Source organism: Bacillus sp. RC252 (assembly GCF_044909215.1).
Lineage (GTDB): Bacteria > Bacillota > Bacilli > Bacillales > Bacillaceae_G > Bacillus_A > Bacillus_A mycoides.
Window position 1 is genome coordinate 107073 of the sequence record NZ_JBIYDV010000015.1, and the last position, 20217, is coordinate 127289.

22 protein-coding genes are annotated in these 20217 nt (G+C 34.7%); 19 read left to right on the forward strand and 3 right to left on the reverse strand.

Features of this window, described 5'->3' with window-relative positions:
- Position 1: 1 nt before the first annotated feature.
- From ABH960_RS20685 to ABH960_RS20745, 13 genes are all read left to right on the forward strand, one after another.
- Entirely contained in the window at positions 2 to 1009 is a 1008-nt protein-coding gene (locus ABH960_RS20685) for a FecCD family ABC transporter permease (RefSeq protein ID WP_002087983.1), read from the forward strand.
- Positions 1002 to 2024 carry a FecCD family ABC transporter permease gene (locus ABH960_RS20690; RefSeq protein ID WP_219303371.1) on the forward strand — a complete coding sequence of 341 codons (1023 nt, stop codon included), beginning with the start codon at positions 1002 to 1004 and terminating at the stop codon, positions 2022 to 2024. Before ABH960_RS20685 ends, ABH960_RS20690 begins: the two co-directional genes overlap by 8 nt.
- Positions 2025 to 2039: 15 nt before the next feature.
- Positions 2040 to 2858 carry an ABC transporter ATP-binding protein gene (locus tag ABH960_RS20695; RefSeq protein WP_219303370.1) on the forward strand — a complete coding sequence of 273 codons (819 nt, stop codon included), beginning with the start codon at positions 2040 to 2042 and terminating at the stop codon, positions 2856 to 2858.
- Between the two features lie 15 nt (positions 2859 to 2873).
- Positions 2874 to 3692, forward strand: a complete 819-nt coding sequence (locus ABH960_RS20700; RefSeq protein ID WP_404448059.1) for an alpha/beta hydrolase — start codon at positions 2874 to 2876, stop codon at positions 3690 to 3692.
- Between the two features lie 171 nt (positions 3693 to 3863).
- A complete protein-coding gene (locus tag ABH960_RS20705; RefSeq protein ID WP_404448062.1) occupies positions 3864 to 4238 on the forward strand; it encodes an ArsR/SmtB family transcription factor in 375 nt (124 codons plus the stop codon).
- Between the two features lie 66 nt (positions 4239 to 4304).
- On the forward strand, positions 4305 to 5012 hold the full coding sequence (gene gpmA / locus ABH960_RS20710; RefSeq protein ID WP_404448065.1) for a 2,3-diphosphoglycerate-dependent phosphoglycerate mutase: 708 nt from the start codon (positions 4305 to 4307) through the stop codon (positions 5010 to 5012).
- A gap of 55 nt (positions 5013 to 5067) precedes the next feature.
- Entirely contained in the window at positions 5068 to 5301 is a 234-nt protein-coding gene (locus tag ABH960_RS20715) for a ferredoxin (protein WP_219375941.1), read from the forward strand.
- Between the two features lie 54 nt (positions 5302 to 5355).
- The gene (locus tag ABH960_RS20720) at positions 5356 to 6303 is read left to right on the forward strand and encodes a cation diffusion facilitator family transporter (RefSeq protein WP_404448068.1); all 948 of its coding nucleotides are present in this window, start codon (positions 5356 to 5358) and stop codon (positions 6301 to 6303) included.
- A 259-nt stretch (positions 6304 to 6562) separates the two neighbouring features.
- The gene (locus tag ABH960_RS20725; protein WP_000849103.1) at positions 6563 to 6790 is read left to right on the forward strand and encodes a hypothetical protein; all 228 of its coding nucleotides are present in this window, start codon (positions 6563 to 6565) and stop codon (positions 6788 to 6790) included.
- Positions 6791 to 7176: 386 nt separating this feature from the next.
- A complete protein-coding gene (locus tag ABH960_RS20730) occupies positions 7177 to 7479 on the forward strand; it encodes a metal-sensing transcriptional repressor (protein ID WP_002014668.1) in 303 nt (100 codons plus the stop codon).
- Between the two features lie 195 nt (positions 7480 to 7674).
- Positions 7675 to 7881, forward strand: coding sequence for a copper chaperone CopZ (copZ, locus tag ABH960_RS20735; RefSeq protein ID WP_002066751.1), 207 nt, complete (start codon positions 7675 to 7677; stop codon positions 7879 to 7881).
- 95 nt (positions 7882 to 7976) lie between these two features.
- Positions 7977 to 10397, forward strand: coding sequence for a heavy metal translocating P-type ATPase (locus ABH960_RS20740; protein ID WP_404448075.1), 2421 nt, complete (start codon positions 7977 to 7979; stop codon positions 10395 to 10397).
- 217 nt (positions 10398 to 10614) lie between these two features.
- Positions 10615 to 11094: a GNAT family N-acetyltransferase gene (locus tag ABH960_RS20745; protein ID WP_002033656.1), complete on the forward strand. Its 480-nt coding sequence runs from the start codon at positions 10615 to 10617 to the stop codon at positions 11092 to 11094.
- A 19-nt stretch (positions 11095 to 11113) separates the two neighbouring features.
- Here ABH960_RS20745 and ABH960_RS20750 read toward each other — a convergent pair whose 3' ends face one another.
- Positions 11114 to 11386: an HU family DNA-binding protein gene (locus tag ABH960_RS20750; protein ID WP_002033657.1), complete on the reverse strand. Its 273-nt coding sequence runs from the start codon at positions 11384 to 11386 to the stop codon at positions 11114 to 11116.
- Positions 11387 to 11526: 140 nt separating this feature from the next.
- Positions 11527 to 12342, reverse strand: a complete 816-nt coding sequence (locus ABH960_RS20755) for a formate/nitrite transporter family protein (RefSeq protein ID WP_002014675.1) — start codon at positions 12340 to 12342, stop codon at positions 11527 to 11529.
- Positions 12343 to 12538: 196 nt separating this feature from the next.
- Between ABH960_RS20755 and ABH960_RS20760 the strand changes: the two genes are divergently transcribed.
- Positions 12539 to 13432, forward strand: coding sequence for a metallophosphoesterase (locus ABH960_RS20760; protein ID WP_002087972.1), 894 nt, complete (start codon positions 12539 to 12541; stop codon positions 13430 to 13432).
- Positions 13433 to 13556: 124 nt separating this feature from the next.
- Positions 13557 to 14768: a M20 metallopeptidase family protein gene (locus ABH960_RS20765; RefSeq protein ID WP_002167780.1), complete on the forward strand. Its 1212-nt coding sequence runs from the start codon at positions 13557 to 13559 to the stop codon at positions 14766 to 14768.
- Between the two features lie 54 nt (positions 14769 to 14822).
- Here ABH960_RS20765 and ABH960_RS20770 read toward each other — a convergent pair whose 3' ends face one another.
- The gene (locus tag ABH960_RS20770) at positions 14823 to 15905 is read right to left on the reverse strand and encodes a chitinase (RefSeq protein ID WP_404448081.1); all 1083 of its coding nucleotides are present in this window, start codon (positions 15903 to 15905) and stop codon (positions 14823 to 14825) included.
- Positions 15906 to 16175: 270 nt separating this feature from the next.
- Between ABH960_RS20770 and gabP the strand changes: the two genes are divergently transcribed.
- From gabP to ABH960_RS20790, 4 genes are all read left to right on the forward strand, one after another.
- Positions 16176 to 17570: a GABA permease gene (gene gabP, locus ABH960_RS20775; RefSeq protein WP_404448084.1), complete on the forward strand. Its 1395-nt coding sequence runs from the start codon at positions 16176 to 16178 to the stop codon at positions 17568 to 17570.
- Between the two features lie 159 nt (positions 17571 to 17729).
- Positions 17730 to 18041 (forward strand): hypothetical protein, encoded by a 312-nt coding sequence (locus ABH960_RS20780; protein WP_002087964.1) that lies wholly within the window; start codon positions 17730 to 17732, stop codon positions 18039 to 18041.
- Between the two features lie 316 nt (positions 18042 to 18357).
- Positions 18358 to 18900 carry a DUF420 domain-containing protein gene (locus ABH960_RS20785; RefSeq protein ID WP_000228316.1) on the forward strand — a complete coding sequence of 181 codons (543 nt, stop codon included), beginning with the start codon at positions 18358 to 18360 and terminating at the stop codon, positions 18898 to 18900.
- Between the two features lie 116 nt (positions 18901 to 19016).
- On the forward strand, positions 19017 to 20180 hold the full coding sequence (locus tag ABH960_RS20790; protein ID WP_404448089.1) for an iron-containing alcohol dehydrogenase: 1164 nt from the start codon (positions 19017 to 19019) through the stop codon (positions 20178 to 20180).
- Positions 20181 to 20217 lie beyond the last annotated feature (37 nt).

The window sequence follows — 20217 nt, forward strand, 5'->3', positions numbered from 1 at the left end:
TATGCGGAAAATAAATTCACTTCCAATGATAATTTTATGCTTAGCACCCATATGTATTTTACTTACTGTTATTTTATCTATCTTATATGGGACAAAGAATATCGATTTTGAAACGACGTGGAATGCATTGTTTCATTTTGATTCGAGTAATGTAAATCATAATATTATTGTTACATCTCGTTTACCAAGGGTAATTGGAGCTCTTTTAGTTGGAGCTTTTCTAGCCATATCAGGAGCACTTATGCAGGGGATGACAAGGAATTATCTTGCATCCCCTTCTATTATGGGTGTGACGGATGGTTCTGCTTTTGTTATTACAATGTGTATGGTATTCCTTCCGGGAATGTCTTCAGTCAACATGATTTTATGTTCTATGCTGGGTTCAGCATTAGGTGCGGGAATTGTTTTTGGATTTGGTTCACTGCTTAGAAACGGATTGTCACCTGTAAGATTAGCAATTATAGGAACCGTGATAGGGACATTCTTAAGTAGTCTTTCTGCCGCAATTGCTTCTTATTTTCAAGTCTCTCAAAATATTAGTTTTTGGTACAACGCGAAATTAGATCAAGTAGATCCCAATATACTTAAATTAGCAATTCCTTTTGGTATAGTTGGTATTATTTTAGCACTTCTCATTTCAAAATCTATTACAATCCTTTCACTGGGAGAAGAAGTGTCTATTAATTTAGGGCAGCGTACGAAAATTATAAAAGTGACTGCAATTTTATCTGTTGTATTTCTGACTGGTACAGCAGTTGCTTTAGTAGGAAAAATAGGTTTTGTAGGACTAATTATTCCTCATATTACCCGCTTTTTAATCGGTGTAGATTATAAATGGATTGTGCCTTGTGCTGGAGTAATTGGTGGTGTGTTTCTTGCTTTATGTGATGTGTTAAGCAGATTTGTAAACTATCCATTTGAAACACCAATAGGCGTTGTTACGTCTCTAATTGGAATTCCTTTCTTCCTTTATTTAATTCGTACAAGAGGGGGAGAGAGACATGCTTAAAGGCTCAAATCAGCGTTTTGTAATGACTATGGGGACTATTATACTTTTAATTTTATGTACCATTTATATTAGCTTAACGAATGGTACATTTGATATTACAATTATGGACGTCTTTCGAACAATTTTTCGGATTGATCCAGTCCCAGAACATGATTTAGTTATATTTGATTTTAGACTGCCGCGAATCATAATTGCTGGCCTAGTAGGATTAGGTCTAGGGATAGCTGGCGCTGTTATTCAAGGGATTACGAGAAATGGTTTAGCAGATCCGGGTATTTTAGGAGTAAATGCTGGTGCAGGAACTGCAATCGTAATTTTTATGTTCTTTTTCCAAGGACAAATAAAGAGTACGGATTGGATTTCTATAATGATGATGCCGATGTTTGGCTTAGTTGGAGGGTTAGGCGCGGCTATATTAATTTATATATTTTCTTGGCGAAATGGAAAGTTAGATTCACAGCGTCTGTTACTAACAGGGATCGCAATAGGGTCAGGTTTCGGAGCGCTTTCTATGTATTTATCATTGAAAATGAAAGCAACTGACTTTGAAATGGCAGCTGTCTGGGTTTCAGGTAGCATATATAATGCAAACTGGAAATACATTATTGCAATGTTGCCATGGCTTATTATATTAATTCCAATTATAAAAAAGAAAGCTTATTTGCTAGATTTATTTCAATTGGAAGAAACGAGTATTACAAGTCTAGGTGTTTCAGTAGAAAGAGAGAAGTCTATTCTATTATTAAGCAGTATTGGACTTGTAAGTGCATGTGTTGCTGTTTCAGGAAGTATTGGATTTATTGGTCTAATGGCGCCACATATAGCCAAAAGACTTGTTGGCATTCAACATAAATATGTAATTCCTACATGCGGAGTAATTGGGATGTTGCTTGTAATTGCTTCAGATTTTATCGCAAAAACAATTTTTATGCCTGCAGAATTGCCTGTAGGGATTGTTATTGCTATTGTCGGTGTACCGTATTTCTTATATTTACTTTATAAGGCGAAAGCGTAAGAGGAGGAAACATAAGTGAATATTTTAAGTGCAAAAAACTTGGAAGCAAATTATGAAAAACTTACAGTGTTTCGCGATTTAAATGTGGAAATACAAAAGGGAAAAGTAACGACAATTATAGGTCCAAATGGATGCGGAAAATCGACATTATTAAAAACGATGGGAAGAATTTTAAAACAAAAAAGCGGTAAAGTATATTTACAAGGACAAGATTTAAATACGATTTCAACGAAAGAAATCGCGAAACAGTTAGCTTTGCTTCCGCAAAACCCGATTGCCCCGGGAGAGATTAAGGTAGAAGAGTTGGTTTCTTATGGGCGTTATCCACATCGTAATAACGTGAATAAGTTAACTTCAAAAGATAAAGAAATGATTGATTGGGCATTAGATATTACCAAAACATCAGCGTTTCGAACGAGACAAATTGCGAATTTATCAGGTGGACAAAGACAAAAAGTATGGCTAGCAATGGCCTTAGCGCAAGAGACGGAAGTTTTATTATTAGATGAGCCAACGACATACCTTGATATGTCACACCAATTAGATGTACTGCAAATCGTTGAGAAACTGAATAAAGAACATAATTGTACGGTCGTAATGGTATTACATGATATTAACCACGCAGCTAGATTTTCAGATAAAATTATCGCAATGAAAGAAGGAAACATTATTACAACTGGTAGTCCTATAGAAATTATTACAAACGAGGTGCTAAAAGAGGTATTTCATATCGATGCGCGTGTCATGATAGATCCATATAACGGAGCTCCCGTTTGCTTCGGTTATGATAGTGTATTTCAAGAGGAAAAAGTAGAGATGTATGTAACGAGTTAAGGGGGGATGTGCATAATGAATACTGCTATTGAAAAACAACAAATTATTGTATCTAATACCGAACAGTGGAAAATGTATTCGACATTAGAGAATCGTGAGTATCAAATTCATATTTCAAAACCGAAGCAGCCAGCACCGGATTCTGGTTATCCTATTATATATGTATTAGATGGGAACGCCTTTTTCCAAACGTTCCATGAAGCTATTAAAATACAATCGGTAAGAGCAGAAAAAACAGGTGTGTCACCAGCAATTATAGTAGGTATTGGTTATCCAATTGAAGGCGCATTTTCAGGAGAAGAAAGATGTTATGATCTTACACCTGTCGTAATTTCAAAAGATGCCCCGTTAAAACCGGACGGTAAACCGTGGCCTAAAACAGGGGGAGCACATAACTTCTTTACTTTTATTGAAGAAGAATTGAAACCACAAATTGAAAAGGAATTTGAGATTGATAAAGGAAAGCAAACGTTATTTGGACATTCTTTAGGTGGTCTATTTGCTTTACATATACTATTCGCAAGCGTAAATGCCTTTCAAAATTATTTTATAAGTAGTCCATCTATTTGGTGGAATAACCAATCCGTGCTTGAAAAAGAAAAGAATCTTATAAATGAATTAAACAATGCTAAGGTTGAAACGGGAGTATTCCTTACAGTTGGGTCATTGGAACGAGAGCATATGGTTGTAGGTGCAAACGAATTATCAGAGCGCCTTCTCCAAGTAAAACACGATCAGTTTAGATTTATGTTTTATGAAGCTGAAGGGGAGAATCATGCATCTGTTGTGCCGACATCTTTAAGTAAAGGGTTAAGATTTATTAGTCAGTTGTAGAATAATCGATAATAGCACAAAAAGAATCCCATAGTATGTGGGATTCTTTTTGTTGTATAAACATATTTAAGGTATAAACGATAAACATTCAAATAAACATTTGAATGTTTATCGTTTATAAGGTATACTACATACATAATCAAATATGTATTTGAATAAGAGGTGTTACATATGAAGGAAGAACATTGTGAACTTTGTTATCATGATGAGCAAAAAGTAAAACATGCAAGTGATATGTTAGAGAAAGAAAATATAAGTAGTGTAGCGAAAATGTTTAAGGCACTTGCAGATGAAACACGTTTGAAAATTGCTTATGCGTTGTATACGGAAAAAGAGCTTTGCGTACGTGATGTCGCAAGTATTATTCATAGTAGTATTGCAACAGCTTCACATCACTTAAGGCTATTACAAACGATAGGATTAGCGAAAAAGCGTAAAGAGGGGAAACTTGTTTTTTATTCATTAGATGATTCTCACGTAAATGGATTAATTGAATTAGCGTTTAGTCATAGTAGTGAACTGAATAAGAAAGAACTTGATATGTAATCATGCATTTTCATAAAGATACTTCTTTATGAAAATGCAACTTTAAAAGGAGAGGAGATAATAAGTATGGTAAAGCTAGTTTTAATACGGCACGGACAAAGTGAATGGAATGTTGAAAATCGGTTTACAGGTTGGACGGATGTTGATTTATCCAATAAAGGTTTGGAAGAAGCAAGAGAAGCCGGAGTAATGCTGAAAGCTAATGGTTTCTCATTTGATATAGCATATACATCTGTTTTGAGAAGAGCGATGCGTACTTTATGGATTACTCTCGAAGAAATGGATTTGATGTGGATACCTGTTCATAAAACATGGAAATTAAATGAGCGTCATTACGGTGCGCTTCAAGGATTAAACAAGGAAGAAACAGCGAGAAAATATGGTGATGAACAAGTAACTTTATGGAGACGTTCAACAAATGTACGCCCACCATCACTTACAAAAGATGACAAAAGATATGAAGCGGCACATCCGAAATATAGAGATTTAAAAGATCATGAGTTTCCTCTTACAGAAGATCTAGAAGATACAGAGAAACGAGTTGTTTCATATTGGGATGAAGAGATAGCTCCTAATGTAAAAGCTGGTAAACAAGTAATTATTGCAGCACATGGAAATACAATACGTGCTTTAGTAAAACATTTAGATCAAATTTCAGATGAAGATATAGAGAATGTAAACATTCCAACAGGAACACCATTGGTTTATGAATTGGATAACGATTTAAAACCGATAGACCATTATTATTTGAATAGGGAAATTTGTATAAAATAAACACTTTAATATACCCTACCGATGTATTGTATATTTATAATGGAGGTGATTTATATTGTTACATTATACGGTCGTAAATAAAAAGAATTGTGAGTCATGTGGATTATGTACTTCTATAGCACCTGATATATATCAATTAGATGGAAGAGGGAAATCATTTAGTGCATTAGATAATAATCAAGGAATAATGGGAATCCCAAAAACTTTCTTGAAAGCAATGTTGGCGGCAAGTGACGGCTGTCCAACAAGTTCGATTCAGGTAAGAAAAGAGCCATTTATAAATAAGTGAAAATTCAATAGAGGAATTATTAAAGACAAAACAAAATTAAAAGGAGGAATTTATATGGGACATCATCACGGTCACCAACATCATGGACATACTCACGGGCATTCGCATGGACATCATCATTTTGAGGAGAGCAGGAAAGGGAATAGAAAAGGGTTAATTACAGCTTTAGTAATTACAGCAACTATTATGTTCCTTGAATTTTTTGGAGGACTAGTTACAAATAGTTTGGCCTTATTATCTGATTCAGGACATATGTTAAGTGATACAAGTTCATTATTATTAAGTTTAATTGCAATAGGACTTGCAGCTAGAACGGTTACTTCTACAAAAACATATGGATATTATCGTTTTGAAATATTAGCAGCATTAATTAATGGAATTACATTATTTGTTGTAGCAGGGCTTATCGTATGGGAAGCAATTGGTCGTTTTTTTGAACCACCAACTGTAGCAAGTGGCCCAATGATGTTAATCGCATCAATTGGTTTACTAGCAAATTTAATTAGTGCATGGGCGCTCATGAGACAAGGTGATGTAAAAAATAACGTGAATTTACGTAGCGCATATTTACATGTTCTTGGGGATGCTTTAGGATCAGTTGGCGCATTAGTAGCTGGTGTACTTATGTCATTATTCTCATGGTATATTGCAGATCCAATTATTTCAGTAGTTGTAGCTCTATTGATTTTAAAGAGTGCATGGGGAGTAACAAAACATTCCATTCATATACTTATGGAGGGTACACCTGTTTCAATTGAAATAGAACAAGTTAAGAAAGCTATTAAAGGAGTAAAAGGTGTACGTGATATACACGATCTTCATATTTGGACAATTACATCTGGATTAGATGCATTAAGCGTCCATGTAATGATTGATAAAAAACAAGATGATCAAGAAGTCCTTCAAAATATTATTAATATCTTAAAGCAAGAGTTCCATATTGAACATGCTACAATTCAAATTGAAACACTTAACATTAAACATAATGAAATGATTGTCTAATAAAATGCAAACGAAAGGCTATGGGGAAATTCTCCATAGCCTTTCGTTTGTTCAAGTAGAATTGTCCTTTTTGAAAGTTTTGTTTCAACTTTTCGTCTAAACAGACAAAAAGTTGTCACAATTCGGTCACAATTAGCATAAACATAAAATAGACGAAATGAACTTACTTCCAAAAGGGCTTGGTTAATTCAATTTATGATTAGTAAAGCTGAAAAAGAGCGGATTTAAAGTTCACTATATTCTCAAGGAGGTAGATCGTATGAAAACTATTCTTGCTATCGCTGGGCTTATTTGGGTTTTATCACATGGCATTCCAATTTATGAAGGAGAACAAATTCGCAGTGCTCTGAATAAAAATTTTAATGAATATCATATCATTGATCGGCAAGATAATGTTGTGACAGTTCGTGTAAATGACTGTTTTCATACGGTAACAGTTGAAGGAACTTCAGTAGTGAATGATACAAAAGTATGTGATCAGCAATAATTATATATAGGAAGAAAAAAGCCTTGATTTAAACGTGTGAAGATTGAGGCTTTTATATTTGTGGGCGAATAATAAGTGGGGAATGGACAATCCCCGCTTATTATTGTTTCATTTTATCCCGCATTAGCTACCCGTAAAAGCTCGATTGGTGAGGGGTGATTAAAGTTTCACCTTATTGAGTTTTGATGGGAGATGAAATGTTTTTTGAAAAAAAGAAAGGGTATCATATTAATTGAGATTGAGAAGCTAATGATGTGTTAAGAATAATCATAAAGCGAAAATATACTCATATGGGGTATCCTACATAGATATTTGATGATATAATTGGTATACTCATAAAAGCAATTGTTTTATTGGATGAAGAGAAACTTTAAGAAGGTGATAATATGGATCATAAGGACCATGAATCAGTAACACATAGATCAGAAAAAGAAAAAGAACAAATTATAAATAGATTAAAGAGAATTGAAGGCCAAGTCCGTGGTATTCAAAATATGATTGAAAATGATCGTTATTGCGTGGATATTTTAGTTCAAATTTCTGCGATTAATGCAGCGATGAAAAAGGTAGGAATGGGTGTCTTAAAAAATCATACGAGTCATTGTGTTTCAGGAGCTATTAAAAATGGTAATGGTGACGAAGCAATTGAAGAATTAATGACAGTATTTGAACGTTTTTCAAAAGCATAAAAGCCAAGCTAGTATTTGACTAGCTTGGCTTTTGTTTATATAGGAGAAGATATATAAATTCATAATTGGAGCAAAAAAATAAAGATTTTAGAAAAGAATTAAAATCATGATACAAAACCATTGATTACCTTAGGGGGGTATGGTAAGATGTAGTTGTGATTAACAAACAATGAAGAAACAAGAGGAGGATTTTAAATGGAACAGTTAACATTACAAGTTGAAGGTATGTCTTGTGGACATTGTGTAAATTCTATCGAAGGCAGCGTGAAAGAACTAAACGGTGTTGAACAAGTGAAAGTTCAATTATCAGAAGGAACTGTTGAAGTTACTATCGACTCATCAGTTGTAACGTTAAAAGATATCGTTGCTGTAATTGAAGATCAAGGATACGATGTTCAATAATTATTTTTAGATACGGAAATAAATCGTACTTTAAACGAAGTACGATTTATTTTGCTAATAATTATACCTTATAAGGGTATATAGAGGTGAGAGACATGAATGAACAAAAAGAGGCCAATCTTCAAATATCAGGAATGACATGTGCAGCATGTGCAAATAGAATTGAAAAAGGTCTTAAAAAAGTAGAAGGTGTTCAAGATGCAAATGTAAATTTTGCACTTGAAAAAACAAAAATTATATACGATCCAACTAAAACTAATCCGCAACAATTTAAAGAAAAAGTTGAATCGTTAGGATATGGAATTGTAAGTGATAAAGCTGAGTTTACTGTTTCGGGAATGACATGTGCAGCATGTGCGAATAGAGTAGAAAAACGTTTGAATAAGCTAGAAGGTGTGAATAAAGCAACAGTAAATTTTGCTTTAGAATCGGCTACAGTTGACTTTAATCCTGATGAAATTAATGTAAATGAAATGAAGAGCGCGATTACAAAGTTAGGATATAAATTAGAAGTAAAATCAGATGAGCAAGATTCATCAACAGATCACCGCTTAAAAGAAATTGAGCGACAAAAGAAGAAGTTTATTTTTTCGTTTATTTTATCATTTCCGTTATTGTGGGCAATGGTGAGTCATTTTTCATTTACATCTTTTATTTATTTACCTGATATGCTTATGAACTCTTGGGTGCAGCTAGCTCTTGCAACTCCAGTTCAGTTTATCATTGGTGGGCAGTTTTATATTGGAGCTTATAAAGCGTTACGTAATAAAAGCGCCAATATGGATGTTCTCGTGGCACTTGGAACGTCTGCAGCATATTTCTACAGTGTGTATTTAAGTATTAGGTCGATTGGTTCTTCGGAACATATGACAGACTTGTATTTTGAAACGAGTGCAGTACTTATTACATTAATTATTTTAGGTAAATTATTTGAGGCGAAAGCAAAAGGACGCTCGTCAGAAGCAATTAAAAAATTAATGGGACTACAGGCGAAAACCGCTACTGTTGTACGAGATGGAACAGTAATAAAAATTTTAATCGAAGAAGTGGTAGCCGGTGATATCGTTTATGTGAAACCAGGGGAAAAAATCCCGGTAGACGGGGAAATTGTAGAAGGAAAGTCAGCAATAGATGAATCGATGTTAACAGGCGAGAGTATTCCGGTTGATAAAACAATTGGGGATGTAGTAATCGGTTCTACAATAAATAAAAATGGCTTTTTAAAAGTGAAAGCAACTAAGGTAGGAAGAGATACTGCATTAGCTCAAATTATTAAAGTAGTAGAAGAGGCTCAAGGTTCAAAAGCTCCTATTCAAAGGGTAGCAGATCAAATTTCAGGTATTTTCGTACCGGTTGTAGTTGTGATTGCTATTATCACATTTGCAGTGTGGATGCTATTTGTTACACCTGGTGATTTTGGCGGAGCACTTGAGAAAATGATAGCAGTACTTGTTATCGCTTGTCCGTGTGCTTTAGGTCTTGCGACACCTACATCTATTATGGCTGGATCAGGAAGATCAGCTGAATACGGTATTTTATTTAAAGGTGGAGAGCATTTAGAAGCAACGCATCGATTAGATACGATTATTTTAGATAAAACGGGTACAGTGACAAATGGAAAGCCGGTATTAACGGATATAATTGTAGCAGATGGATTTGAAGAGAAGGAAATATTAAAATTAGTCGGTGCAGCAGAAAAAAATTCTGAACACCCACTTGCAGAAGCGATTGTAGAAGGAATTAAAGAAAAGAAAATTGTTATCCCAAGTTCAGAAACATTTGAAGCGATTCCGGGATTCGGCATCGAATCAGTTGTAGAAGGGAAACAATTATTAATTGGTACACGTCGATTAATGAAGAAATTCGATATTGATATTGAAGAAGTTTCTAAATCGATGGAAGCGCTAGAACGAGAAGGAAAAACAGCAATGCTTATTGCGATTAATAAAGAATATGCTGGTATAGTGGCTGTTGCGGATACTGTAAAAGATACTTCAAAAGCAGCTATCGCAAGACTTAAGAAAATGGGTCTAGACGTTGTTATGATTACAGGAGATAATACACAAACTGCTCAGGCAATCGCTAAGCAAGTTGGTATTGATCACGTAATTGCAGAAGTATTACCAGAAGGAAAAGCAGAAGAAGTGAAAAAACTGCAAGCGCAAGGTAAGAAAGTAGCAATGGTTGGAGATGGAATAAATGATGCTCCTGCACTGGCTACGGCGGATATCGGTATGGCAATTGGAACCGGAACGGATGTAGCAATGGAAGCGGCAGATATTACGTTAATCCGTGGTGATTTAAATAGTATTGCAGATGCAATTTTTATGAGTAAAATGACGATTAGAAATATTAAGCAAAATCTATTCTGGGCGTTAGCTTATAACGGCCTAGGAATTCCAATTGCGGCGCTCGGTTTCTTAGCTCCTTGGGTTGCAGGTGCAGCAATGGCATTTAGCTCTGTATCAGTCGTATTAAATGCATTAAGATTACAAAGAGTTAAATTGAAATCTTAAACACTTCCAGCTATAAAGCGAATTTAATATGCTTTTTACAATAAACAATACTTTGTATAAGTATTGTTTATTGTTCGTTTAGAAAGAAAAGTCGATATAATATAGAAAGAGCAGAAGTAGAATCATATATAGTGGAAGAAACTGTTTCGAAAATAAACACGAAATAATTATCCGGATAACCGAAATAAAAGAGTTAGTTTGATAAGGAGTTTTACATATGTTTAAAGATATTAAAATTAGAACATTCCAGAAGGAGGATTTAGAGCAAGTATTACAATTGTTCTATGAAACGGTTCATACGGTGAATGCAAAAGATTATAACGAGTTACAGCTACAGGCGTGGGCCCCAGAGCGACTAGATAGAGAGAGATGGCTACAGTCTTTAGAAAAGAATATTTGTTACGTTGCTGATTATAAAGGTGTGATAGTGGGATTTGGGGATTATAATGATGATCATTACGTAGATCGCTTATTTACGCATAAAGATTATCAAGGAAAAAGGATAGCATCATACATACTACAGAAGTTAGAAAAAGAAGCAGTGAACTTGCAGCATAGGGATATATATACAGAGGCGAGTATTACAGCAAAACCTTTCTTTGAAAGCAAAGGTTTTATTTGCATAAAGGAACAAAATAAGCAGCATAATGGTCAAATTTTTATTAATTATGTCATGAAAAAAATAGCCTTCTCATAAATGAGAAGGCTATTTTTCATTATTTTACAGCTTCTTTTAGTTCTTTACCAGCTTTAAAAGCAGGTACTTTAGAAGCTGCGATTTGCATTTCTTCACCCGTTTGTGGGTTACGGCCTGTACGAGCAGCTCTTTCACGAACTTCGAATGTACCGAATCCGATAAGTTGTACTTTTTCGCCAGCAGCTAAAGAGTTAGTGATTGATTCTACTACAGTTTGTAAAACTACAGTAGCTTCTTTTTGAGAAATCTCAGCGTTTTGTGCTACGTTTTTGATTAATTCTGTTTTATTCATGTTTTCACCTCATATGTAAATAATGCTATTTAAGTTGTTATTATAACGTATAAAACATTCGAGAACAAGTGTACGCACATATATTCGTAAAAAAAATGAAATTTGTAATATTTTTTAGGACCAATTTATAGACATTCAATTTAAGCGGATACAGATTTTTTCTTTAATGCAGTTTGCTCTTTATTGGAAGGTAGTTTCTTATTATAAGATATGAAATAAGGTAATGCTACAAATAACATACCCCCTACTAAGTTTCCGAAGAAAACAAAAATGAAGTTTGGAAAATATTCAACCCAAGTTAAATGACCAGAAAAAATTGCAGCTGGGATGACAAACATATTGGCTACAACGTGTTGAAATCCAATCGCAACAAAAGTCATAACAGGGAACCAAATACCGACAATCTTTCCGATAAATTCTTTACTTCCCATACTGAGCCAAACAGCTAAACAAACGAGCCAATTACACCCGATTGCAGAAATGAAGGCTTGCAGTGGTGTATCTTGTAGTTTAGCTTGTGCAATAGAAACTGTTTTTGCTAAAAAAGCTCCCTCCGTTAAGCCGACGATATGACCAAAAAAATAAGCGACGAATATAGCACCTATGAAGTTGCTAAACGTAACAATAACTAAATTTCGTATGAAGTGAAATAAGTCGATTTTTTTGTGAAGCCATGCCATTGAAACGGTCATCATGTTGCCAGTTACTAATTCACCGCCTGCAAGGATAACGAGTATAAGACCGATAGGGAATACGGCAGCACCTAAAAAGCTAGTAAATGATCCCCAAGATTTTGGCATTGTTCCGATAACATGGATATCAAGTAAATATCCTAATGCTATGAAAGCACCACCAAAAAAACCGAGAATTAGCATAGGGAGCAATGATAAATGAGCTTTTTTTCTTCCAGAATTAGCAGCAAGTTCCGTAATTTCTTCTGGTGTAAATACAGACATGAATAACCTCTCCTTAATAGAATGATGGAATGAATAGAAGAAACATTTTAAAGAATCTATGTATGATAAAAATATGATATGATTTCTGTATAAATTTGTCAAAGTGAGTGGGGCTGAAATTGGATATAACGAACATTGTTCATGTTGTCACATTAATGTAACAATAAGGATTTAAAGTGATTTTAGAGGTGAAAACATGAATACGCATCATGTAAAAAAAGAACGAAAAAAATCAATCGTAAAGATATTTATTATTAGTTTCATAAGTATATTAATGATACCAGTAAGTTTGTATTTCTATGCGACTGAAATAGAAAGAAGACTAGTAACAGTTACGTGGAATGAAATAGAAGCTCCTACAATTCCTAAAGAGTTTAATAATAAAAAAATATTGCAGTTCTCAGATTTACATTTAGGACCAGATTTTACATTGAAACAACTAGAAAATTTGGTGGAGAAGATGAATGAATTACATCCAGATATAGTAGTTTTTACAGGAGATTTAATAGATAAGTTTGGATCCTATAGTGCGGAAAGAGAAGAAGCAAAGGTTATTTTGCAGAAAATTAAAGCTCCCCTAGGAAAATATGCTGTGTTTGGGAATCATGATAGAGGTGGGGGCGGTAGTTTATTTTACAAAAAGTATATGGAGGAAGCTGGTTTTTCTGTGTTAGTAAATGAAGTGCAGAAAATTAAAGGGGAAAACGGCAAGTATATTACAATATCAGGTTTGGATGATTTTTTATTAGGGAAGCCACAAATAGACTCGACTTTAAAAAACTTAAGACAACAAGATTTCAATATGCTATTAATACATGAGCCGGATGTTGTAGATAAAGTATCTCGTTATCCAGTCGATTTTCAAATGTCAGGACATAGTCACGGAGGACAAGTTCAAATTCCTTTTGTAGGTCCTTTAATTACTACAAAACTAGCTGAGAGTCATGTTGAAGGTATGTATGAATTAGAAGGGAAGAGTAAGCTGTTACATTTATACGTAAATCGTGGTATTGGGACAACCCGAATGCCTGTTAGATTTTTGAGTGTACCGGAACTTTCACTATTTGTATTGAAGCAAAGTAGTGACTGAAGTAGAGCGTTTAATATTTTGAAGAATTAAGAGTACTTTTAAAGAAAGTTCTCTTTTTTTATTGATTAAATACAGAATGTTATGTATTTTTTATTTAAACTGTTAAAAAGAAAGGGGAATTTCTATGATAGAAACATGGCATAAAGAATTGGAAAGTTTATATAATCAAATGGTTTCGTGGCGAAGAGATTTTCATCAATACCCAGAGCTATCGTTTCAAGAAATAGAAACACCGAAAAAAATAGCTGAAATTTTAAAAAGTTTTCATATTGATGTGAAAACAGATGTCGGGGGAAGAGGGGTAATCGGCGTAATTGAAGGTGGAATACCTGGGAAGACGATGGCGCTACGTGCTGATTTTGATGCACTACCTATTCAAGATGAAAAGAAAGTTTCATATAAATCAAAGGTTCCTGGTGTAATGCACGCTTGTGGCCATGATGGACATACAGCAACACTTTTAGGAGTTGCAAAAATATTAAGTGATAACAGAGACCAACTTTCAGGAAAAATAGTCCTTATTCATCAACATGCAGAAGAGAAAGAGCCTGGCGGAGCAATTGCCATGATTGAGGATGGTTGTTTAGAAGGAGTAGATGTTGTTTTTGGTACACATTTATCTTCTCAGATGCCTTTAGGAATTGTTGGAACGAAAGCTGGAGCAATGATGGCGGCAGCTGATACTTTTGAAGTGAAGATTCAAGGGCGAGGTGGTCACGGCGGTATGCCACATCATACTGTAGATGCTATTATCGTTGCAACACAAGTTATTAATCAGTTGCAACTTTTAGTGAGTAGAAAAGTCGATCCACTTCAATCAGCAGTTTTAACAGTTGGTACATTCCATGCCGGGCAAGCCGATAATATTATTGCGGATACTGCTACGTTTACAGGAACCATTCGAACGTTAGATCCTGAAGTGAGAGAATATATGGAGAAGGAATTTAGACGAGTTGTTGAGGGGATTTGTCAGTCCCTTCATGCTGAAGTTAATATTCAATATAAACGAGGCTATCCAATATTAATAAATCATGTAGCTGAAACACGTCATTTTATGACGGTTGCGGAACACGATCTTGGCAAAGAAAGGGTCATGGAAGTACCACCTATTATGGGCGGAGAAGATTTTGCATACTACTTAGAACATGTTCCAGGAGCATTTTTCTTCACAGGTGCCGGTAATGAAGAAATAGGGGCAACATATCCACACCATCATCCTCAATTCGATTTTGATGAACGTGCGATGTTGGTTGGTGGGAAGTTGCTTTTAAGTCTTGTGAATAGTTATTCAAGAGATGGAAAAGAATTTCTTCATCATGTAGAAGTGAAAAAGTAATTTACATAAATAAAAAACAACAATAGGTCATATAAAACCTATTGTTGTTTTTTATTATTTTTGCAAGGAAAGACTATCAAAATATGTTCTATAGTTATTAGAGAATTCAAAGTTGTTTTTTGCATCCCAATTAATAGACCAAGACATTAGGCCACGGAATGCAGGATAGCCACTCTGATTTGAAAGTCTATACTTTCCTCCGAAAGGAATTCCTTTAATGATATAATCTAAAGCTTTTTTCATTTCAGTTGGAGAAATATATCCGCCACTTGGAGCGGCCGCTGGTGCTGCAGGAAGTCCAATCATGACTTGATCCGAACGAAGGGGCGGGAAAATGTTATTTGCATTACCACCTACAGGAAAACCATGTAAGAGCATATCTGCCATAGCGACTTCGTAGTCTGCAGTACCTTGATTGTAGTTATTACCGTCCATTCCAATCCCGCTACCAGCGTTGTAGTGTTGAACGTGAATGTATGTTAGTTTGTCTTTCACTCCGTAAATAATCGGTAAATATGCACCCCAGATGCTTCCATATGCGCTATAGCCGCCTTGAACATAAGCTGTTTCAGGAGCCATGCTTAATAGGAAATCTGGACCGTAATGGTCTGAAATCGTTCGAATTGCTGAGATAAGATTCACGATTTGAGGAGTTGTTGGGTTTTTAAAATTAGTGTCATTACCGTTTAAGTAAATACCTGATTCAAGGTCAATATCTATTCCATCAAAACCGTATTTATCGATTAGAGATTGTATGGAATTAATAAAACGTTGTTTAGCAGCATTGTCAGGAAGTAAAACGACTCCATTTTGTCCACCTATTGAAAGAACTACTTTTTTTCCTTTACTTTTTAAATAGGAAATATCAGATTTGAATTCTGCATCTGTACCATACACAGGGGAAAATTCAACAGTGGAACGATCACCACCAGTTTCACCGAAAGATACATTTATTACATCCCATTTTGGTGAAACATCTTTTAATTTAATAATGCCAGTACCGTTATCAAAGTTATGCCAATATCCAACGAGTAATTTTGACCCTAAATTGTTTGCTGCTTGTGCTTGAAAGGGAGCTAGCGGTAGCAGTAAGAAAATTACTAAAGTACAACAAATGAATTTAAACTTGTTTAACATATCAACACTCCTATACAAAAAGTTGTCTAGATGTATAATCTTGTTTATTTAATGATATCTGAAAATTCATTCTTTTGTAAGGTGACTATAATTTTCTCAACAATTGTGTATGGGAAATTATTAAACCTAATGAAATAATTTTTGAAGGAGGTCGAATTACGATTGTTAAATTCAGAATATTTTGATATATTTTAAAGTATAGGATAAGATTTTTCGCATAATACTCTTACATAAATTTCAAAATTAAGTTTGGAAGGGGATGTACAAGAGTTGGATAAAAATCTTAAGAAAGACCTCAAAATACGCCACATTACAATGATTTCCATTGGTGGCGTAATAGGAGCTGGTTTGTTTGTTGGAAGTGGTGCGGTTGTGCATTCAGCAGGTCCAGGTTCTATCGTTTCATATGCATTAGCAGGACTTCTAGTTATTTTCGTTATGAGAATGCTAGGAGAAATGGCAGCTATTAATCCGACAAGTGGTTCATTTGCAACATATGCAAGAGAGGCAATTGGTCCATGGGCAGGTTATACAATTGGGTGGCTATATTGGTTTTTCTGGGTAATTGTTATTGCAATAGAAGCTACAGCAGGTGCTGGTATTATTCAATACTGGATTCCAGAAATCCCACTCTGGTTATTAAGCTTAATATTAACGATTTTATTAACGTTGACGAATGTTTTCTCGGTGAAATCATTTGGAGAATTTGAATATTGGTTTTCATTTATTAAAGTAATAAGTATTGTTTTGTTCCTTTGTCTTGGATTAGCTGTTATTTTAGGATTTGTACCAGGAACGGAAGCGCCTGGCACTTCGAATCTGGTAGGTCAAGGAGGATTTATGCCAAATGGTATAAGTTCGGTGTTACTTGGAATCACCGTCGTTATATTTTCATTTATGGGATCTGAGATTGTTGCAGTGGCCGCTGGAGAGTCTGCCGAACCTGTAAAGGCAGTCAAAACAGCAACAAATAGTGTAATTTGGCGTATTCTCGTATTTTTCATTGGATCGATCGCTGTAGTTGTTACACTCCTTCCGTGGAATTCGGCGAACATACTAAAAAGCCCATTTGTAGCGGTACTGGAACATATAGGGATACCAGCGGCAGCGCAAATTATGAATTTTATCGTTTTAACAGCTGTACTTTCTTGTTTAAATTCGGGTTTATATACGAACTCAAGAATGCTTTTTTCAATGGCAGAAAGAGGAGATGCGCCAAAGGCATTTTTGAAATTGAATAGTAGTGGTGTTCCAGTTCGGGCGGTTTTATTTGGAACTTTCTTTGCTTACATTGGAGTTGTTTTTAGTTACATATCTCCAGATAAAGTATTTTTATTTTTAGTGAATGCATCTGGCGGGATTGCGTTACTCGTTTATCTCGTTATAGCAGTTTCACATTTCAAGATACGTAAAAAAATGGGGAAAGCGGAACAACAAAATTTGAAAGTGAAAATGTGGCTTTTTCCATATGTAACATATGTTACAATTGCTGCGATTATAGCAGTTTTAGTTGTCATGCTCGCAATTGAATCTTTACGTTCACAAGCGCTTTTAACAATGCTTGTTACTGTTCTTATAATAATTTCTTATTTTATTTTTAATAGAAACAAAAATAGTACATTGTTGAATCCTAAAAGTAAGAATGAGGAATCTGTTCGATTCTAATTTCTTGTTTTAGAAGAGAGTTACACCCAATCACTGCTATAAAAGAATCATATATAATCATAGAAACAAGTAATTACTATTGTCATAGTGAATATAAACTTTTTTCTTGACTTTTTATATGAAGGCGAGCAAAATGGTAAAAAAGGAAGGGGGATGACGATGGAAGAGTACGTATTAGAGCTGTATAACTTTTTATATACGACAGAATGGCAAGATATTGTTTCATTTCTAGGAATAATGTTTTGTATGAAAATTGTAATTGTATATATGGAAGAGCAAGGTATGTTCTATTCCTTCTCATCTCCGTTCGATGTGCAGCGCGAGCCGTTGCCAAACTATGCCAAGGTAAATTACGAACAATTTCCTTTTGTGATTTTCTTTATGATTCGATTTATAACAGCAATTGTAAAGAAAAAGGAAAGTGACGATGAAGAGTGCCACTCAACTTGTAATATAGCGACTGCTTTTTAAGCTAAATACAAGGAGGAGATTTATATGTGGTTTCGATTTCTTATGATTGGTTTCTTTTCATTAACGGCAATTTCATTAATGGGATATCAAGTGTCTGAAATATATCAAGCGTATAGCAGTACGTTTTTTAACAAAAACTAATCGCATTGCTATTTGAATAATAAAGCGATAAAATCCTTCTTAAGAAGTATTGTTAAGAAGGATTTTTTCTTTGCCCTGTCTTACTGTGTCAAACTATTGTCACATTTACACCGTGAATAATATGTTAAAATAGTGAGGTTAATTATACATATTTGAAAGAAGAGGAGTGACCAATTTGGTGGATCAATCAACGAATCAGAAAAGCTATGCTCCTATTGTGATAACGCTTTCTGTAATTGTAAATGCGATTATTTTGTTTTTGTTCTTTGGACCTGTTGGCTATGAAGGGGAAGTACATTTTGATGTAACTATCTTACCAATGTTAAACGCAATTTTTAATAGTTTTACGTTTGTATTTTTATTAGCAGCTTTATACTCTATTATTAAAAAGAATGTAAAGATGCACCGTGGTTTTATTCTTGCAGCATTTACAACGACTTTATTATTTTGTGTGTCATATTTATCGTACCATTACTTGGCACCGGCAACACATTTCGGTGGAGAAGGATTCATTAAATATGTGTATTTCATCATTTTAATTACACATATTATCCTTGCGGCGATTATTGTACCCCTTGCATTGTTCGCACTTGTATTTGGTTTTACGAATCAATTAACACGTCACCGTAAAATTGTACGTTGGACGATGCCGATTTGGTTATATGTAAGTTTATCTGGTGTTATTGTTTACTTAATGATCTCACCTTATTATCAATAAAAAAATCTCAGCTTGTAGGCTGAGATTTTTTATTAGGCAAATATTTTTGTGAAATGAAAAAATTGTGGTATACCAAAGTATAGTTGCTTTTTATATAGAAGGGATGGTAAAGGTATATGCAAAATTTTGTATTTCGTAATCCGACAAAACTTATTTTTGGTAAAGGACAGTTAGAGCAGTTAAAAACGGAAATTCCACAGTTCGGTAAAAAAGTTCTTCTCGTGTATGGAGGAGGCAGCATTAAAAGAAATGGTATTTATGATAATGTAATTTCTATTTTAAAGGATATAAATGCGGAAGTATTTGAATTGACAGGTGTTGAACCAAATCCACGTGTATCAACTGTAAAGAAAGGGATTCAAATTTGTAAAGATAATGGTATTGAATTTATTTTAGCAGTTGGTGGGGGAAGTGTAATTGACTGTACGAAAGCAATTGCAGCTGGTAGTAAGTACGATGGAGATGTATGGGATATTGTAACGAAAAAAGCATTTGCTAGCGAGGCGTTACCATTTGGTACTGTGCTTACGCTTGCAGCAACAGGATCTGAAATGAATGCAGGATCTGTAATTACAAACTGGGAAACGAATGAAAAGTACGGCTGGGGCAGTCCAGTTACATTCCCTCAGTTTTCAATTTTAGATCCACAACATACTTCGTCTGTGCCGAGAGATCAAACGATTTATGGTATGGTCGATATTATGTCGCACGTATTAGAGCAATATTTCCATCACGGCATGAATACAGAATTACAAGATCGTTATTGTGAATCTGTTTTAAGAACAGTAATTGAAACAGCTCCTAAGCTTTTAAGTGATCTAGAAAATTATGAGCATAGGGAAACAATTTTATATTGCGGTACTATGGCGTTAAACGGCATTTTAGCGATGGGAGTAAAAGGAGACTGGGCAACTCATAATATTGAGCATGCAGTTTCTGCTGTTCATGACATACCGCATGGGGGCGGACTCGCGATTCTATTCCCAAATTGGATGAAGCATGTTACAGATGAAAACGTGAGTCGCTTTAAACAGTTCGCTATTCGTGTATTCGATGTAGAAACAGATGGGAAGACAGATAAAGAGGTTGCATTAGAGGGAATTGAGGTGTTACGTCAATTTTGGACTTCAATTGAAGCTCCAGTAACATTAGCTGATTACGCTATTAGAGAAAGTGAAATTGACTTAATGGCGGATAAAGCGATGGCTTATGGTGAATTCGGTAACTTTAAAAAATTAAATAAAGACGATGTTTTAAGTATATATAAAGCTTCTTTATAAGTGAATCGAAAAAAGAAACCCATTTGATATAACAATC

Excerpts from the sequence above, each read along its gene's own strand:
- ABH960_RS20685 (WP_002087983.1), top strand. The coding sequence starts at position 2 with ATGCGGAAAATAAATTCACTTCCAATGATAATTTTATGCTTAGCACCC.
- ABH960_RS20690 (WP_219303371.1), top strand. The coding sequence starts at position 1,002 with ATGCTTAAAGGCTCAAATCAGCGTTTTGTAATGACTATGGGGACTATT.
- ABH960_RS20700 (WP_404448059.1), top strand. The coding sequence starts at position 2,874 with ATGAATACTGCTATTGAAAAACAACAAATTATTGTATCTAATACCGAA.
- ABH960_RS20705 (WP_404448062.1), top strand. The coding sequence starts at position 3,864 with ATGAAGGAAGAACATTGTGAACTTTGTTATCATGATGAGCAAAAAGTA.
- gpmA (WP_404448065.1), top strand. The coding sequence starts at position 4,305 with ATGGTAAAGCTAGTTTTAATACGGCACGGACAAAGTGAATGGAATGTT.
- ABH960_RS20720 (WP_404448068.1), top strand. The coding sequence starts at position 5,356 with ATGGGACATCATCACGGTCACCAACATCATGGACATACTCACGGGCAT.
- ABH960_RS20725 (WP_000849103.1), top strand. The coding sequence starts at position 6,563 with ATGAAAACTATTCTTGCTATCGCTGGGCTTATTTGGGTTTTATCACAT.
- ABH960_RS20730 (WP_002014668.1), top strand. The coding sequence starts at position 7,177 with ATGGATCATAAGGACCATGAATCAGTAACACATAGATCAGAAAAAGAA.
- copZ (WP_002066751.1), top strand. The coding sequence starts at position 7,675 with ATGGAACAGTTAACATTACAAGTTGAAGGTATGTCTTGTGGACATTGT.
- ABH960_RS20740 (WP_404448075.1), top strand. The coding sequence starts at position 7,977 with ATGAATGAACAAAAAGAGGCCAATCTTCAAATATCAGGAATGACATGT.
- ABH960_RS20745 (WP_002033656.1), top strand. The coding sequence starts at position 10,615 with ATGTTTAAAGATATTAAAATTAGAACATTCCAGAAGGAGGATTTAGAG.
- ABH960_RS20750 (WP_002033657.1), bottom strand. The coding sequence starts at position 11,386 with ATGAATAAAACAGAATTAATCAAAAACGTAGCACAAAACGCTGAGATT.
- ABH960_RS20755 (WP_002014675.1), bottom strand. The coding sequence starts at position 12,342 with ATGTCTGTATTTACACCAGAAGAAATTACGGAACTTGCTGCTAATTCT.
- ABH960_RS20760 (WP_002087972.1), top strand. The coding sequence starts at position 12,539 with ATGAATACGCATCATGTAAAAAAAGAACGAAAAAAATCAATCGTAAAG.
- ABH960_RS20765 (WP_002167780.1), top strand. The coding sequence starts at position 13,557 with ATGATAGAAACATGGCATAAAGAATTGGAAAGTTTATATAATCAAATG.
- ABH960_RS20770 (WP_404448081.1), bottom strand. The coding sequence starts at position 15,905 with ATGTTAAACAAGTTTAAATTCATTTGTTGTACTTTAGTAATTTTCTTA.
- ABH960_RS20780 (WP_002087964.1), top strand. The coding sequence starts at position 17,730 with ATGGAAGAGTACGTATTAGAGCTGTATAACTTTTTATATACGACAGAA.
- ABH960_RS20790 (WP_404448089.1), top strand. The coding sequence starts at position 19,017 with ATGCAAAATTTTGTATTTCGTAATCCGACAAAACTTATTTTTGGTAAA.